We start from the raw sequence: 13,611 nt of genomic DNA, 5'->3' as shown, positions 1-13,611 counted from the left end.
GTGCCCGCCGCCCGGACCACCGCCGGGAACTGTCGGCACCGGCTGCCAGCATCTGTGGCGTGAAGCGCACCGAGGTCCGCCCCGCCGCCACGCTGCCGCCGGTCACCCTCACGCCCGAGGAGGCCGCCGCCGTCGCGGTCGCCCTCGCCGCCCAGCCCGACGGACCGTACGCCGATGCCGGGCGCGGCGCGCTGGAGAAGGTCCTCGGCGCCCTCGAGCCCGACGCCCGCCGCCGCGCCCAACTGCTGGCCACCAGCCTCTGGGTCAGCGCGGAGGCCGGCCGCTCCGCCGAGCTCCGGTCGGTCGTCGAGCAGGCCGTGGCGCAGCGCCGCGTCCTGGTGCTGCGCTACCGGGACGGGAAGGGGGCGGCCTCCCGCCGCACGGTGGAGCCGCAGCTGCTGGCCCGGACCAGCGACCACTGGTTCCTGGTGGCCTGGTGCCGCGAGCGCCAGGCGCCCCGCTGGTTCCGGGAGGACCGCATCGAGGCCGCCGAGCTGACGACCGAGATCGCGCAGCGCCGCGACCCCGGCCTCTTCGGCGCCCCTTCCACCACGCACCCGGCGGGCCGGGCGCTGGGCACGGCCCCGACGAGGGCACCGGCCCGGCTGGTCGTCCTGCCCGGGGGGCGGGCCTAGATTCGGGGCGTGACCACCGCTCCCGCCCGGATCCGGCTCACCCAGTACGCCCACGGCGGAGGCTGCGCCTGCAAGATCCCACCGGGTGAGCTCGAGGCCGTCGTCGCGGGCCTCACCGCCGCCGGCCCGACCGACCCGGCCGCCGAGCTCGTCGTGGGTCTCGATGACGGTGACGACGCGGCCGTGGTCCGCATCGCCGGGGGTCAGGGGCTGGTCCTCACCACCGACTTCTTCACCCCGGTCGTGGACGACGCGCACACCTTCGGCCGGATCGCCGCGGCCAACGCGCTCTCCGACGTCTACGCGATGGGCGGCACCCCCGTCGTCGCGGTCAACCTGCTGGGCTGGCCGCGGGACGTGCTGCCCGCCGAGCTCGCCGCGGAGGTGCTGCGCGGCGGGCTGGAGATCGCCCAGGAGGCCGGCTGCCACGTCGGCGGCGGGCACTCGATCGACGACCCGGAGCCGAAGTACGGCATGGCGGTCACCGGCGTGGTCGACGTCGACCGGGTGATCACCAACGCCGCGGCGGTCGCGGGCACGCCGCTGTCGCTGACCAAGCCGCTCGGCGTCGGGGTGCTCAACAGCCGGATGAAGGCCACCGGGGAGGTGTCGGAGGAGGCGGTCGCCTCGATGACGACCCTCAACCGCGACGCCGGCCGGGCCGCGGTGGCGGCGGGCATCCGCGCGGGCACCGACGTGACCGGGTTCGGCCTGCTCGGCCACCTGTACAAGATGGCCCGGGCGAGCGGCGTGACCGCCGTGGTCGAGGCCGCCGCGGTCCCGTACCTGCTGGGCGCGCGCGAGGCGCTGGCCGACGGCTACGTCTCCGGCGGTACCCGCCGCAACCTCGACTGGGTGCGTCCCCACGCCGACCTGTCGGCGGTCTCCGAGGACGAGGCGCTGCTCCTGGCCGACGCGCAGACCTCCGGCGGGCTGCTGCTGGCCGGTGAGGTGCCCGGCGCCCCGGTGATCGGCGAGTTCGTACCGCGGGCGGAGCACGTCGTCGTGGTCCGCTGACAGCCACGGGAGCATCGCAGCGAGCGCCAGCGAGCGAGGAGCGGACCAGGGCGCGGAAGCGGCCAAGGGCCGGTCGTGAGGTGACACCGCCGTCCTACCGGACGACACCGCGGACACGTGCCGCCCCCCGGCGCGCTGAGCCCCACCGTTGCTCCTCGCGGGACCCTCCGGGCCCCACTCGTCACGACACCGGGTCCGCGTCGCAGCGGGTCGGTGGCCTCCGTTACGGTCCGGTCATGCTGGCTGCCTTCGTCTCCACGCCCGCCCCGAAGGACCCGCTCTCCGTGCTGGAGATCGGCGAGCGCCCCGACCCGGAGGTGCGCGACGGCTGGACGACGGTGCAGGTGAAGGCCGCGTCGCTCAACCACCACGACCTGTTCAGCCTGCGCGGGATCGGCCTGCCGCAGGAGCGGATGCCGATGATCCTCGGCACGGACGCCGCCGGGCTCGACGAGGACGGCAACGAGGTCATCGTCCACGGCGTCGTCGTCGGCACCCCCGGCTGGACCGGGGACGAGACCCTCGACCCGAAGCGGACGCTCTTCTCCGAGCTGCACCAGGGCACGATGGCCGAGCGGGTCGCCGTCCCCCGGCGCAACCTGGTCCCCAAGCCCGCCGAGCTCTCCTTCGCCGAGGCCGCCTGCCTGCCGACCGCGTGGCTGACCGCCTACCGGATGCTGTTCGTGAAGTCGGGCCTGCGGCCCGGCGCGACGGTGCTGGTGCAGGGGGCCAGCGGCGGCGTCGCCACCGCGCTGGTCGCGCTCGGCCGCGCCGCCGGCTTCCGGATGTGGGTCACCGCCCGCAGCGAGGAGAAGCGGCAGGCGGCGCTCGCCCTCGGTGCGGACCAGGCCTTCGAGACCGGCGCGCGGCTGCCCGAGCGGGTGGACGGCGTGATGGAGAGCGTCGGCGAGGCGACCTGGAGCCACAGCGTCAAGTCGCTGCGGCCCGGCGGCGTCATCGTCACCTGCGGCGCTACCACGGGTTTCAACCCGGGCGCCGAGCTCAACCGCGTCTTCTTCACCCAGCTGTCGGTGATCGGCTCGACGATGGGCACCCGCGAGGAGCTGGAGTCGCTGGTGCGGATGTGCGCGATGACCGGCGTCCGCCCGGTGATCGACGTCGAACTGCCCCTCAGCGAGGCCCGCGACGGCTTCGCGCGGATGGAGCAGGGGCAGACGGCGGGCAAGATCGTCTTCACCGTGTGAGCGGACTGGGACGTGGGCATCGCAGCGAGGCACGAGCGAGGAGCGGAGCGTCCCGCGCGAGCGCACCGGGGGGCACGGTGAGCTCCGCCGTCGACCGGGTCGTGGCCGCGCTGGAGGCCGCGGACGTCGAGGCGGAGGTCCGCCGCCTCGACGTCCCGGTGCCGACGGCGGTGGCCGCGGCCGAGGCGCTCGGCTGCGCGGTGGGCGCGATCGCCAACAGCCTGGTCTTCGACGCCGACGGAGCGCCGCTGCTCGTGCTCGCCAGCGGCGCGCACCGCGTGGACACCGCGAAGGTCGCGGCCCTGGTGGGCGCGACGCGGGTGCGGCGGGCGACAGCGGAGTTCGTCACCGCCGCGACCGGCCAGGAGGTCGGCGGGGTCGCCCCCACCGGCCACCCGGCACCGCTGCGCACCGTCGTGGACGTCGACCTCGCCGCGCACCCGGTGCTCTGGGCCGGCGGCGGCGACCACCACACCATGGTCTCGCTGACCTACGCCGACCTGCTGCGGCTGACCGGTGGTGAGGAGGCCACCGTCGCCTGAGGCGCAGCGGAGGGAGGAACCGCGGTGATCGCCCGCATCTGGCGGGGCTGGGTCCGCACCGAGGACCGGGACGCCTACGCCGCCTACATCGACGAGACCGGCATCGCCCACTACCGGCGGACACCGGGCAACCAGGGCGCGCACATGCTGCTGCGCGACCTCGACGACGGCCGGACCGAGGTCGTCACGCTGAGCTTCTGGACGTCCTACGACGCCATCCGGGAGTTCGCCGGGGACGACGTGAGCGCCGCCGTCTTCTACCCCGAGGACGACCGCTACCTGGTCGACCGAGAGGTCACCGTGAGCCACTTCGAGGTCCACGAGGCCGGCTGACCGCCCCTGTTCTGTCAAAGTCGGTTGACAGCACCCGAGGCGTCAACTTATGTTGACGACATGGCCGACACAGTGCAGATGGCCTCCGCCGCCAGCAGCCGGGACCCCTCCGTCGGGTTGAAGGCGGTCCGCGCGCTCCGGGTCCTCGTGGAGCGACTGGAGGCCCTCCAGGTGGACAACGCCCGCGACCAGGGCTGGACGTGGGAGCAGATCGCCCAGCTGCTCGGCGTCACGCGCCAGGCGGTGCACAAGAAGTACGCAGGCGGCCGCGGGCCGCTTCGGCGGAAGGACTGACCGTGTTCGAACGCTTCACCTCCGACGCCCGGGAGACCGTCGTCCTCGCCCAGCGCGAGGCCCGGGAACTCCGGCACGGCTCGATCGGTACCGAGCACCTGCTGCTCGCCCTCCTGGACCAGCCGTGGACGGCGACGGCGCAGGTCCTCGGCCGGCACGGGCTCACCCGGCCCCTCGTGGTCGAGGCGGTCACCGCGCTCGTCGGTGGGGACGACCTGGACGCCGAGGCGCTCCGGGCGGTCGGGATCGACCTGGACGCCGTGCGCGACCGGGTCGAGGCGACCTTCGGACCCGGTGCGCTCGACAAGCGTGCCGGCGACCGGTCCCCCGGCCGCGGCAGGCACATCCCGTTCTCACCCCGCGCCAAGAAGGTGCTGGAGCTGTCGCTGCGCGAGGCGATCGCCCAGCGGTCGAAGAGCATCCGGGAGGGGCACATCGCCCTCGGCGTGCTGCGGGAGGGCCAGGGACTGGCCGTCACGGTGCTGCACGACCGCGGGGTCGACCTGGCCGCGCTGCGGCGGGACCTCGAGGCGACCCTCCTCGCCGCCTGACCGACCCTCCGTGTCACCCGCGGGTGGGAGGGTGCCGCCGTGGAGATCCTCTTCGTCGCCAGCACGAGCGTCATCGCGCCCGACCCGGTGGAGAGCCGTCGGCTCTACGTGGACGCGCTGGGCTTGCCCCTCGAGCGACTCGACGGCGAGTACTTCGCCAGCGAGCGGATCGACGGCAGCAGGCACTTCGGCGTCTGGCCGCTCGCCGAGGCCGCAGTGGCCTGCTTCGGCGCACCCGACTGGCCGGCCGACCACCCGGTCCCGCAGGCGAGCATCGAGTTCGAGCTGCCGGACGAGGCCGCGGTGGCCCGTGGCGCGGCGGAGCTGGAGGCCGCCGGCCACCGGCTCCTCCACGGGGCGCGAACGGAGCCGTGGGGGCAGACGGTCGCCCGGCTGCAGTCCCCGGAGGGGTTGGTCGTCGGGCTGTCCTTCGCGCCGTGGATGCACTGAGGGCCCGGCGCGGTCAGACCCCCGCGCCGGTCCGTGCGGCGATCTTGGCGGCGATCCTGTCGCGGGTGCGCTCGGGCAGGTACCGCACCGCGGGGAGCAGGTCGGGGAGCCGGTGCTTCTGCGTCGTGTAGGCGCGGAAGGCCAGCCCCACGGTGACCCCGTGGTCGGGGCGGTGGACGACGTCGACGGGGTCGCCGGCGCCGATCTCCCCCGTCTCCAGCACCCGCAGGTAGGCCCCGCTCGCGCCGTGGGCGGTGAACCGCTTGACCAGGTGCGGCACTCCCCAGAACCGCTCGAAGTTGGCGCAGGGGATCCGGCCGTCGGTCACCTCCAGCAGCGCCGTCCCGACCCGCCACCGCTCCCCCAGCAGCGCACCGGTGAGGTCCAGCCCCGTCGTCCGGAGGTTCTCGCCGAAGCGGCCGGGCGGCAGGTCGCGCCCGAGCTCGGCGGACCACCAGTCGGCGTCCTCCTGGGCGTAGGCGTAGACCGCCTGCCCCTCACCGCCGTGGTAGCGCCGGTTGACCTGGACGTCGCCGTCCAGGCCGAGCCGTCCGACGGCGACCCGGCCGGGCACCGGCCGCTTGTCGATCCCGCTGCGGTTGGGCCGCCGATCGGGCAGCGACAGCAGGTCGGGACCGGAGACGCAGACCGCTTCGACGCGGGGCGTCACTTCTTGCTGGCGGTGGACTCGTTGGTGGACAGCGCGGCGACGAACGCCTCCTGGGGGACCTCGACGCGGCCCACCATCTTCATCCGCTTCTTGCCCTCCTTCTGCTTCTCCAGCAGCTTGCGCTTGCGGGTGATGTCGCCGCCGTAGCACTTGGCGAGGACGTCCTTGCGGATGGCGCGGACGGTCTCCCGCGCGATGACCCGTGAGCCGACGGCGGCCTGGATCGGCACCTCGAACTGCTGGCGCGGGATGAGCTCGCGCAGCTTGCCGGCCATCATCACGCCGTAGCTGTAGGCCTTGTCCTTGTGCACGATCGCGCTGAACGCGTCGACGGCCTCGCCCTGCAACAGGATGTCGACCTTCACCAGCGCGGACTCCTGCTCACCGGCCTCGGCGTAGTCCAGGCTCGCGTACCCGCGGGTGCGGGACTTCAGCGCGTCGAAGAAGTCGAAGATGATCTCGCCGAGCGGCAGGGTGTAGCGGAGCTCGACCCGCGACTCGGACAGGTAGTCCATGCCACCGAGCTGCCCGCGGCGGCCCTGGCAGAGCTCCATGATGGCGCCGGTGTAGTCGCTGGGCGCGATGATGGTGGCGCTCACGACCGGCTCGAACACCTTGTCGATCTTGCCCTCGGGCCAGTCGCTGGGGTTGGTGACGGTGATCTCCGAGCCGTCCTCCATCACCACCCGGTAGACGACGTTGGGCGCGGTGGAGATGAGGCTGATCCCGGCCTCGCGCTCCAGTCGCTCCCGGACGATCTCCAGGTGCAGCAGGCCGAGGAAGCCGACGCGGAAACCGAAGCCCAGGGCCGCGGAGGTCTCCGGCTCGTAGGTCAGCGCGGCGTCGTTGAGCAGCAGCTTGTCCAGCGCCTCGCGCAGCAGCGGGTACTCGCTGCCGTCGATCGGGTAGAGGCCGGAGTAGACCATCGGCTTGGGGTCGCGGTAGCCGCCGATCGACTCGGTGGCCGGCTTGTGCTGGAGGGTGACGGTGTCGCCCACGCGGGACTGGCGGACGTCCTTCACCCCGGTGATGAAGTAGCCCACCTCGCCGACGCCGAGGCTCTCGACCGGCTTGGGCTCCGGGGAGATCACGCCGATCTCGAGCAGCTCGTGCGTCGCGCCGGTCGACATCATCTTGATCCGGTCGCGGGCGGCGATCCGCCCGTCCACGACGCGGACGTAGGTGATGACGCCGCGGTAGATGTCGTAGACCGAGTCGAAGATCATGGCGCGGGCGGGGCCATCGGCGTCGCCGGTCGGTGCGGGGATCTGGGCCACGATCGCGTCGAGCAGCTCGGGCACGCCCTCGCCGGTCTTGCCGCTGACGCGCAGCACCTCGTCGGGGTCGCAGCCGATGATGTGGGCCAGCTCCGCGGCGTACTTCTCCGGCTGGGCGGCCGGCAGGTCGATCTTGTTGAGGACCGGGATGATCGTGAGGTCGTTCTCCATGGCCAGGTAGAGGTTGGCCAGGGTCTGCGCCTCGATGCCCTGCGCCGCGTCGACCAGGAGGACCGCGCCCTCGCAGGCGGCCAGCGACCGGGACACCTCGTAGGTGAAGTCGACGTGGCCGGGGGTGTCGATCATGTCGAGCACGAACTCGGCCCCCGCGTGCTCGCCGGTGGTCGGCGTCCACGGCAGGCGCACGTTCTGCGCCTTGATGGTGATGCCGCGCTCGCGCTCGATGTCCATCCGGTCGAGGTACTGCGCACGCATCTGCCGCGCTTCGATGATCCCGGTCACCTCGAGCATCCGGTCGGCCAGCGTCGACTTGCCGTGGTCGATGTGGGCGATGATGCAGAAGTTCCGGATGCGGGCCGGGTCGGTGTAGGCGGGAGTCGTCACAGTGCCCCCATCGTCCCACGGCTCGGTGCGTCGTCCAGCGAACGGCCGGTCCCTGCCGGTCTACCCGCGGGTTGGGGTCGTACGCCCGTCGCTGGTATCTTGGCAGACCGGTCCGCCGACGCCTGCCGTCCGGACGCACTGTCAGAAGTACTCCCTCCCGAGAGACACCCGAGGCTCACGCGTGGCGAACATCAAGTCCCAGATGAAGCGGATCAAGACCAACGAGAAGGCGCGTCAGCGCAACGTTGCCGTCAAGTCCGCCCTGAAGACGGCCGTCCGGCGCGTCCGGACCGCCGCTGCGTCCGGGGACGCCGCGGCCGCGCAGGAGGCCCTCAAGACCGCCAGCAAGGCGCTCGACAAGGCAGCCAGCAAGGGCATCATCCACAAGAACCAGGCCGCCAACCGCAAGTCGGGTCTGGCCAAGCAGGTCGCCGGCCTCTGAGCCGGCGCGCCGCGCCTCCGGCGCGGACGTGCACGAGCCCCCTCCCCCGCTCGGGGACGGGGGCTCTTCGCGTCTCCGGGCCTCGTCCCGGCGTCTGGTCACCGGGGTCGACCGCGCCGGAGCCGGGCCGGCGTCCGTCGCCTGCTGCCGTGGGGCGGCGTCAGACGCGACCCCGGCCGGTCTCCCGGCGGATGGTCACGATCCGCCGCACGGCCCGCTCGAGCGCGTAGTCCGCGCTGGCGGCAGCGCCCTTGACGTCGGCGTTCAGCTCCGCCGCGACGCCGACCGCCTGCTGCAGGCCCTCGATGCTCCAACCGCGTGCCTGCGCCTGGGCCTTCTTCACCTTCCACGGCGGCATCTTCAGCGTGCGGGCCAGCTCGCCGGGGTTGGTGCTGCGCAGTGAGGTGACCCGCGCCGCGGTGCGGACGCCATCGGCGATGGCGTCGGCGATGAGGACGTGGGCGACCCCGCGCTGCAGCGCCCAGCGCAGCATCTCCAGCGACCCCTGCCGGTCGCCGACGAGCACGCGCTCCGCGACGGTGAAACCGGTGACCTCGGCCTGCCCGCGGTGGAACCGGGCGACGGCGTCGGCGTCGACGGTGCCGCCGAAGTCGGAGACGAGCTGGCCGGCGGCCGAGGACAGCTGGCGGAGGTCGGCGCCGATCGCCTCGACCAGGGCACTGGCCGCGTCGGGGGTGATCCGCCCGCCGGCGGACCGGACCTCGTTGCGCACGAACGCGATGCGGTCCCCGACCGAGCTGACCTTCGGGCAGTCGTCGACCGCGGCACCGGCAGCGGTGAAGGCCTTGAGCAGCGCCTCGTTGCGCTTGCCGCCGTGGTGCACGACCACGAGGGTCAGGTCGGGGTCGGGGTCCTTGGCGTAGCCGACCAGGGCGTCGACGAGCGCTCCGGCCGCCTCGTGGACCCCGGTCACCACCACGAGGCGGTGCTCACCGAACAGCGAGGGCGCGAGGACGTCGGCCAGCTGCCCCACCGGCAGACCAGCGGCGGGGAGCTCGTGCGTCTCGGCCTCGGGGTGGCGCTCGAGCACCGCGGCCCGGACGGCGGAGATCGCGCGGGAGCGGAGCAGCTCCTCCTCCCCCACCACGGCACGCAGGCGGGAGGTCGGCGCGGGAGGTGCGGCAGCCACACCGGCATGGTGTCACGCGGGGGTGATGCTCCCGCCGAGCCGCGGCCGGTGCCGCCCGGGCCGCGCGGTGGGCCGCGCCCACCGTGTCGACCGCGTGGGCGCCGCCGGTGCCGTCCGGGCCGGCCGCGCCGGTGACGTCGGGGCCGTCGGGGCCGTCGGCCGGGTCGGCTGCCGTGCTGACCGCGTCGGCGCCGTCGGCCGGACCGGCCGCGGAACCCGCCGGCTCCCGTCCGCGGGCCGCCACCCCCCACGCGTCGGCGTCCCCCGCGACGGCCAGGTCCCCCTCCCGGTCGGTGCGGTGCACCCGCATCCCGTCCTGGGTCAGCCACGACAGCATCCGCCCGGTCGGGTGCCCGTAGGGGTTGTCGGACCCCGCCGACACCAGGGCCACGCGGGCGCCGGTCGCGGCGAGGAAGCCGCGGTCGGCGTCGGCACTGCCGTGGTGGGGCACCTTCAGCACGTCCGCGCCCAGGTCCACGCCGCGGGCGACGATGCGCGCCTGCGCCTCGCCGCCGAGGTCGCCGGTGAGCAGGACGCGCACGCCGTGCTGGGTGACCCGCACGACGAGGGAGAGGTCGTTGGGCTCGGCCGCCGCCGTGGCCAGCTCCGGCGGCGGGGCGAGCACCTCGATGACCGCCTCCCCCACGGTGCGGCGCTCCCCCGGGACGAGCACGGCCCGCTGAGCCCCGGCGTCCAGGACCGCGTCGGCGAGCCGGCCGGCGCGGTCGTCGGCCGGGGACAGCGTCCCGGTGGCGACGACGCCGACCGACCGGCCCGACAGCGCGCCGGCGAGGCCGCCGACGTGGTCGGCGTCCAGGTGGGTGACCAGGACCAGCGGCAGGCGGTCGATGCCCAGCCGGTCGAGGCAGCGGTCGACCGGCCCCACGTCCGGACCCGCGTCGACCAGCACCCCCTCCCCCGGTCCGGTGGGCACCACCAGGGCGTCGCCCTGCCCGACGTCGCAGGCGACCACGACCGTGCCGTCCGGCGGCCATCCCCGGGTCATCTGGCGGACCGGCCAGCCCAGCACCACCACGCCGACCAGGGCCGCCAGCGCCAGGGGCCGCCACCGGGGGAAGCGCCACAGCAGCCAGGCCGCGCCGAGCAACAGCAGCGTCAGGAGCACGGCACCCGTGGTGCCGACCGGCCAGCCGAGGGCGCCGTCCGGCAGGGCCGCAGCCCGCTCGGCCACGAGCACCAGCCAGCGGACCGGCCACCCGGCCAGCCAGACCAGCGCGTCCCCCAGCGGCGGGACCACGACCGTCGCCAGTGCCGCGAGCAGGCCCAGCACGGTGGCCGCGGGGACCGCGGGCGCGGCGAGGAGGTTGGCCGGCAGGGAGACCGGGCTGACCAGCCCGGACAGCGCGGCGACGAGCGGCGCGGTGGCCAGTCCGGCGGCCGCCGCCACGGCCACCGCGTCGGCCACCGACCGCGGCCAGCCCCGGCCGCGGAGCCGTCGTGACCAGTTCCGCGCGAGCAGGACGATGGCCGCCGTCGCCGCGAACGACAGCGCGAAGCCGGCGTCGCGGGCCAGGTCGGGCTCCACCAGCAGAAGCACGACGACGGCGCCGAGGAGTGCGGGGAGGGCCGCCCGCGACCGGCCGCTGGCCAGCGCGAGGAGGGTGACCGCGCCCATCGCCGCGGCCCGGAGCACGCTCGCGCTCGGCCGGGCCAGCAGCACGAACCCGACCAGCGCCGCGGCGGCCACGAGGGCCTGGACCCGCCGGTCCACCGCCCGGCGGCGCAGCGGGGCGAGGACCCCGGTGAGCACGATGGCCACGTTCGCGCCGGAGACCGCGGTGAGGTGGGCGAGCCCGGCCCGCTGGAAGTCCTCCACGAGCACCGGGTCCATGGCGCGGGTGTCGCCGACGACCAGGCCCGGCAGCAGCCCGCCCGGCCGCGGGCCCAGGACGCGGACGGCGGCGTCGGCCAGGCCGTCGCGCAGCGCCCCCGCGGCCCGCTGGGCCCAGGGCGGCTCCCCGAGGACGGCCGGTGGCCCGCGTGCCGACAGCCGGGCCACCAGTCCGTCCGTGGGATCGGCCGGTGACACGGTGGCCCGCAGCCGCACGGGCTGTCCCGGCAGCATCCCGAGCCAGTCCTCCGCGGGCCCGAACAGGACGACGTCGTCGTCCAGACCGACCGTGGAGCCGCCGTCGTCGAAACGGGTGACAGTGCCCTCGACCACCACACGAGCCGGCCCGACGCCGCGCACCGGACGGGGGTCGCCGGCCAGGACGAGGTCGACCACCACGGTCCGCCGCGCCTCAGCGACCGTCGCGAGCGGCGACGCCTCCCGCGCGGCGGCACGGACGGCCGCCGTGGTCGCCGTGACCGCCACGGCCGCGAGCACGCCGAGGAGCACGACCGCCCACGCCGAGTTGCGCCACCGCACGGCCAGGAGCGCGGAGGCCACGGCGACCAGTGCCGCTCCGACCAGGCCGGCGGGACCCGTCAGCGGAGCGAGGAGCGTGGTGGCCCAGGTGGCCGCGGCGACCGGTGCCAGCCGCAGGTCGACCCACGCCCACCGCCCGGAGGAGCCGCTCACACGGTCACCAGCTCGGCGAGCTCGGCGTAGATGGCCGGGCCGATCCCGGGGACGTCGTCGAGCTGTTCGACACTGGTGAAGCGGCCCTGCCCCTCCCGGTGGTCGACGATCCGCTGGGCCAGGACCGGCCCGATGCCGGGGAGGGCGTCGAGGTCGGCGACGGTGGCCGTGTTGAGGTCCACGGGGCCGCTCCCGGTGGACCCTCCGGGAGCCGGGCCGGCCGGAGCGGCTCCCGGCACGCCCACCGCGACCTGCTGCCCGTCGGACACCACCGCGGCGAGGTTGACCGAGGCGGGATCGGCCTCCGGCAGGAGGCCGCCGGCGGCCGCGACCGCGTCGGCGACGCGCGCTCCCGTGGGCAGGGTGACCAGGCCGGGCCGGTGGACGAGGCCGACCACGGAGACCACGACGGTCGTCGCCGCGTCGGCCGCCACCCCGACCGACGGGGTCGCCGGTGCCGCGGCCGACGACGGGGACGGCACCGCCGGGGTGGACGGTTCGGGTGCCGGCTCCACGTGGGGGCGGTCGAACCAGGTCCCAGCTGCCACCGCCAGCGCGGCGAGCAGCCCGGCGAGCCACAGCGCCCACGCCCCACGCCGCGCCGGGGCCAGGCGCACCGCCGGGCCGGGCACGCGGTGCCGGCCGATGCCGCCCGGCAGCCCCGACGGCGATCCCTCGTCGTGCGTCCCCGGTCCGAGGGCCGGCTCCACCGGCTCCGGATCGTCCGTCGGGTCGAGGTCGTCGTCGGGGACCCAGCCCCGCGCGCGCCCGCCCTCGGCGAGGAGGACACGCAGGCGAGCGCGGATGAGATCGGCGTCGTCGCTGCGGCGAGGAGGGAGGCGCACCGGCCGGACGCTAGGCAGGTCGGTGCGCGGTCGAGGCGGTCCCGGGACGACTGTGGACACGACCCCCGCCTGTGGACGACGGGACCAGTGGTCCGGCGGCGCGGGTGCAGGCTGCCCGGGTGCCTCCGCTGGGTTCCTCAGTCCGCCGGCTGCTCGCCGTCCTCGACGGTCTGCTGGAGCAGCGGCACCGACGCCGGCGCCACGACCAGCCCCACGGCCCCGGGCCCGACGTGCGCACCGATCGCCGCCCCGAGCTCGCTGACGTAGAGCTCGCGCAGCCCCGGGAGCCGGTCCTCGAGCTCGGCAGCGAGGCGCTCGGCCCGCTCCGGTGCGGCCAGGTGGTGGACGGCGACCGACACCGGCCCGCTGTCGGCGGCCTCAACGCCGCGCTGGACCAGCCGCGACAGCGCCCGGGCGGAGGTCCGGACCTTCTCCAGGGGGACCACCCGTCCCTCCGCGACGTGCAGCACCGGCTTGACCGCCAGGGCGGTGCCGATCATCGAGGCCGCGGCCCCGATCCGGCCTCCGCGGCGCAGGTGCTCGAGGGTGTCGACGACGAAGAGCGTCCGGGTCGCGGCGGCCGTCTCCCGCGCCCTGGCCACGACGGTCGCTGCGTCCGCTCCGGCCGCGGCCGCCCGGGCGGCGGCGACGACGGCGAACCCGCTGCCCATGGCCGCCGAACGCGAGTCCACCACCGTGACGATGTGCTCGCCGACCTGCGCGGCGGCCAGGCGCGCCGCGTCGACGGTGCCCGACAGCTCCGCCGACAGGTGGATCGAGACGATCCGGTCGGCGCCCTCGGCCAGCCGCCGGCGGTAGGCGCTGACGAAGTCCCCCGGCGTCGGCCGCGAGGTGGAGACGGTCTGCCCGCGGACGCCGAGGGCACGGGCGACGTCCGCCGGACCGATCTCCGCCCCCTCCTGGCCGGAGTGGCCGGCCATGACGACGTAGAGCGGGACGACCTCGACCGAGTACTGCTCGACCAACCGCGGTGGCAGGTAGGCCGTGGAGTCGGTGACCACGGCGACGGACACGCGGCGAGGCTAGCCGCCCGTGCGCGCCGACCGGCGGCGGCCGGTCACGGCGGGCTC

15 protein-coding genes are annotated in these 13,611 nt (G+C 75.3%); 9 read left to right on the top strand and 6 right to left on the bottom strand.

Going from position 1 to position 13,611, the window contains the following annotated elements:
- Nucleotides 1-59 precede the first annotated feature (59 nt).
- The 8 genes from ACI79I_RS01470 (at nt 60) to ACI79I_RS01435 (ending at nt 5,027) form a co-directional block, all read left to right on the top strand.
- Nucleotides 60-635, top strand: a complete 576-nt coding sequence (locus ACI79I_RS01470; RefSeq protein ID WP_456990330.1) for a helix-turn-helix transcriptional regulator — start codon at nt 60-62, stop codon at nt 633-635.
- 9 nt (nt 636-644) lie between these two features.
- Complete coding sequence (gene selD, locus ACI79I_RS01465) at nt 645-1,652, top strand: selenide, water dikinase SelD (RefSeq protein ID WP_456990328.1); 1,008 nt, start codon at nt 645-647, stop codon at nt 1,650-1,652.
- Between the two features lie 236 nt (nt 1,653-1,888).
- Nucleotides 1,889-2,857: a zinc-binding dehydrogenase gene (locus tag ACI79I_RS01460; protein ID WP_456990326.1), complete on the top strand. Its 969-nt coding sequence runs from the start codon at nt 1,889-1,891 to the stop codon at nt 2,855-2,857.
- Nucleotides 2,858-2,934: 77 nt separating this feature from the next.
- Nucleotides 2,935-3,399 (top strand): YbaK/EbsC family protein, encoded by a 465-nt coding sequence (locus tag ACI79I_RS01455; protein WP_456990324.1) that lies wholly within the window; start codon nt 2,935-2,937, stop codon nt 3,397-3,399.
- Between the two features lie 24 nt (nt 3,400-3,423).
- Nucleotides 3,424-3,732: a hypothetical protein gene (locus ACI79I_RS01450; protein ID WP_456990322.1), complete on the top strand. Its 309-nt coding sequence runs from the start codon at nt 3,424-3,426 to the stop codon at nt 3,730-3,732.
- 60 nt (nt 3,733-3,792) lie between these two features.
- Nucleotides 3,793-4,026, top strand: coding sequence for a helix-turn-helix domain-containing protein (locus tag ACI79I_RS01445; protein WP_456990320.1), 234 nt, complete (start codon nt 3,793-3,795; stop codon nt 4,024-4,026).
- 2 nt (nt 4,027-4,028) lie between these two features.
- Nucleotides 4,029-4,577, top strand: coding sequence for a Clp protease N-terminal domain-containing protein (locus ACI79I_RS01440; RefSeq protein WP_456990318.1), 549 nt, complete (start codon nt 4,029-4,031; stop codon nt 4,575-4,577).
- Between the two features lie 39 nt (nt 4,578-4,616).
- A complete protein-coding gene (locus tag ACI79I_RS01435) occupies nt 4,617-5,027 on the top strand; it encodes a VOC family protein (protein WP_456990316.1) in 411 nt (136 codons plus the stop codon).
- A gap of 13 nt (nt 5,028-5,040) precedes the next feature.
- Here the strand turns inward: ACI79I_RS01435 and ACI79I_RS01430 are convergent, their stop codons facing one another.
- Both ACI79I_RS01430 and lepA read right to left on the bottom strand, forming a co-directional pair.
- Nucleotides 5,041-5,697 (bottom strand): MOSC domain-containing protein, encoded by a 657-nt coding sequence (locus ACI79I_RS01430; protein ID WP_456990314.1) that lies wholly within the window; start codon nt 5,695-5,697, stop codon nt 5,041-5,043.
- A complete protein-coding gene (gene lepA, locus ACI79I_RS01425) occupies nt 5,694-7,538 on the bottom strand; it encodes a translation elongation factor 4 (protein ID WP_456990312.1) in 1,845 nt (614 codons plus the stop codon). The genes ACI79I_RS01430 and lepA overlap by 4 nt, the downstream gene beginning before the upstream one ends.
- A gap of 181 nt (nt 7,539-7,719) precedes the next feature.
- Between lepA and rpsT the strand changes: the two genes are divergently transcribed.
- Nucleotides 7,720-7,980 (top strand): 30S ribosomal protein S20, encoded by a 261-nt coding sequence (gene rpsT / locus ACI79I_RS01420; RefSeq protein WP_456909819.1) that lies wholly within the window; start codon nt 7,720-7,722, stop codon nt 7,978-7,980.
- Nucleotides 7,981-8,140: 160 nt separating this feature from the next.
- Here rpsT and holA read toward each other — a convergent pair whose 3' ends face one another.
- The 4 genes from holA to ACI79I_RS01400 all read right to left on the bottom strand — a co-directional run bounded on the left by holA (nt 8,141) and on the right by ACI79I_RS01400 (nt 13,554).
- Complete coding sequence (gene holA / locus ACI79I_RS01415; protein WP_456990311.1) at nt 8,141-9,031, bottom strand: DNA polymerase III subunit delta; 891 nt, start codon at nt 9,029-9,031, stop codon at nt 8,141-8,143.
- Nucleotides 8,931-11,675 carry a ComEC/Rec2 family competence protein gene (locus ACI79I_RS01410; protein WP_456990309.1) on the bottom strand — a complete coding sequence of 915 codons (2,745 nt, stop codon included), beginning with the start codon at nt 11,673-11,675 and terminating at the stop codon, nt 8,931-8,933. Before ACI79I_RS01410 ends, holA begins: the two co-directional genes overlap by 101 nt.
- A complete protein-coding gene (locus ACI79I_RS01405; RefSeq protein ID WP_456990307.1) occupies nt 11,672-12,520 on the bottom strand; it encodes a ComEA family DNA-binding protein in 849 nt (282 codons plus the stop codon). Before ACI79I_RS01405 ends, ACI79I_RS01410 begins: the two co-directional genes overlap by 4 nt.
- 137 nt (nt 12,521-12,657) lie before the next feature.
- On the bottom strand, nt 12,658-13,554 hold the full coding sequence (locus tag ACI79I_RS01400; RefSeq protein ID WP_456990305.1) for a DegV family protein: 897 nt from the start codon (nt 13,552-13,554) through the stop codon (nt 12,658-12,660).
- Nucleotides 13,555-13,611 lie beyond the last annotated feature (57 nt).

This window comes from Geodermatophilus sp. SYSU D01105 (genome assembly GCF_054050095.1).
Note: the sequence above shows the minus strand (reverse complement) of the source record. Positions and strands in the feature narration are given on the sequence as shown.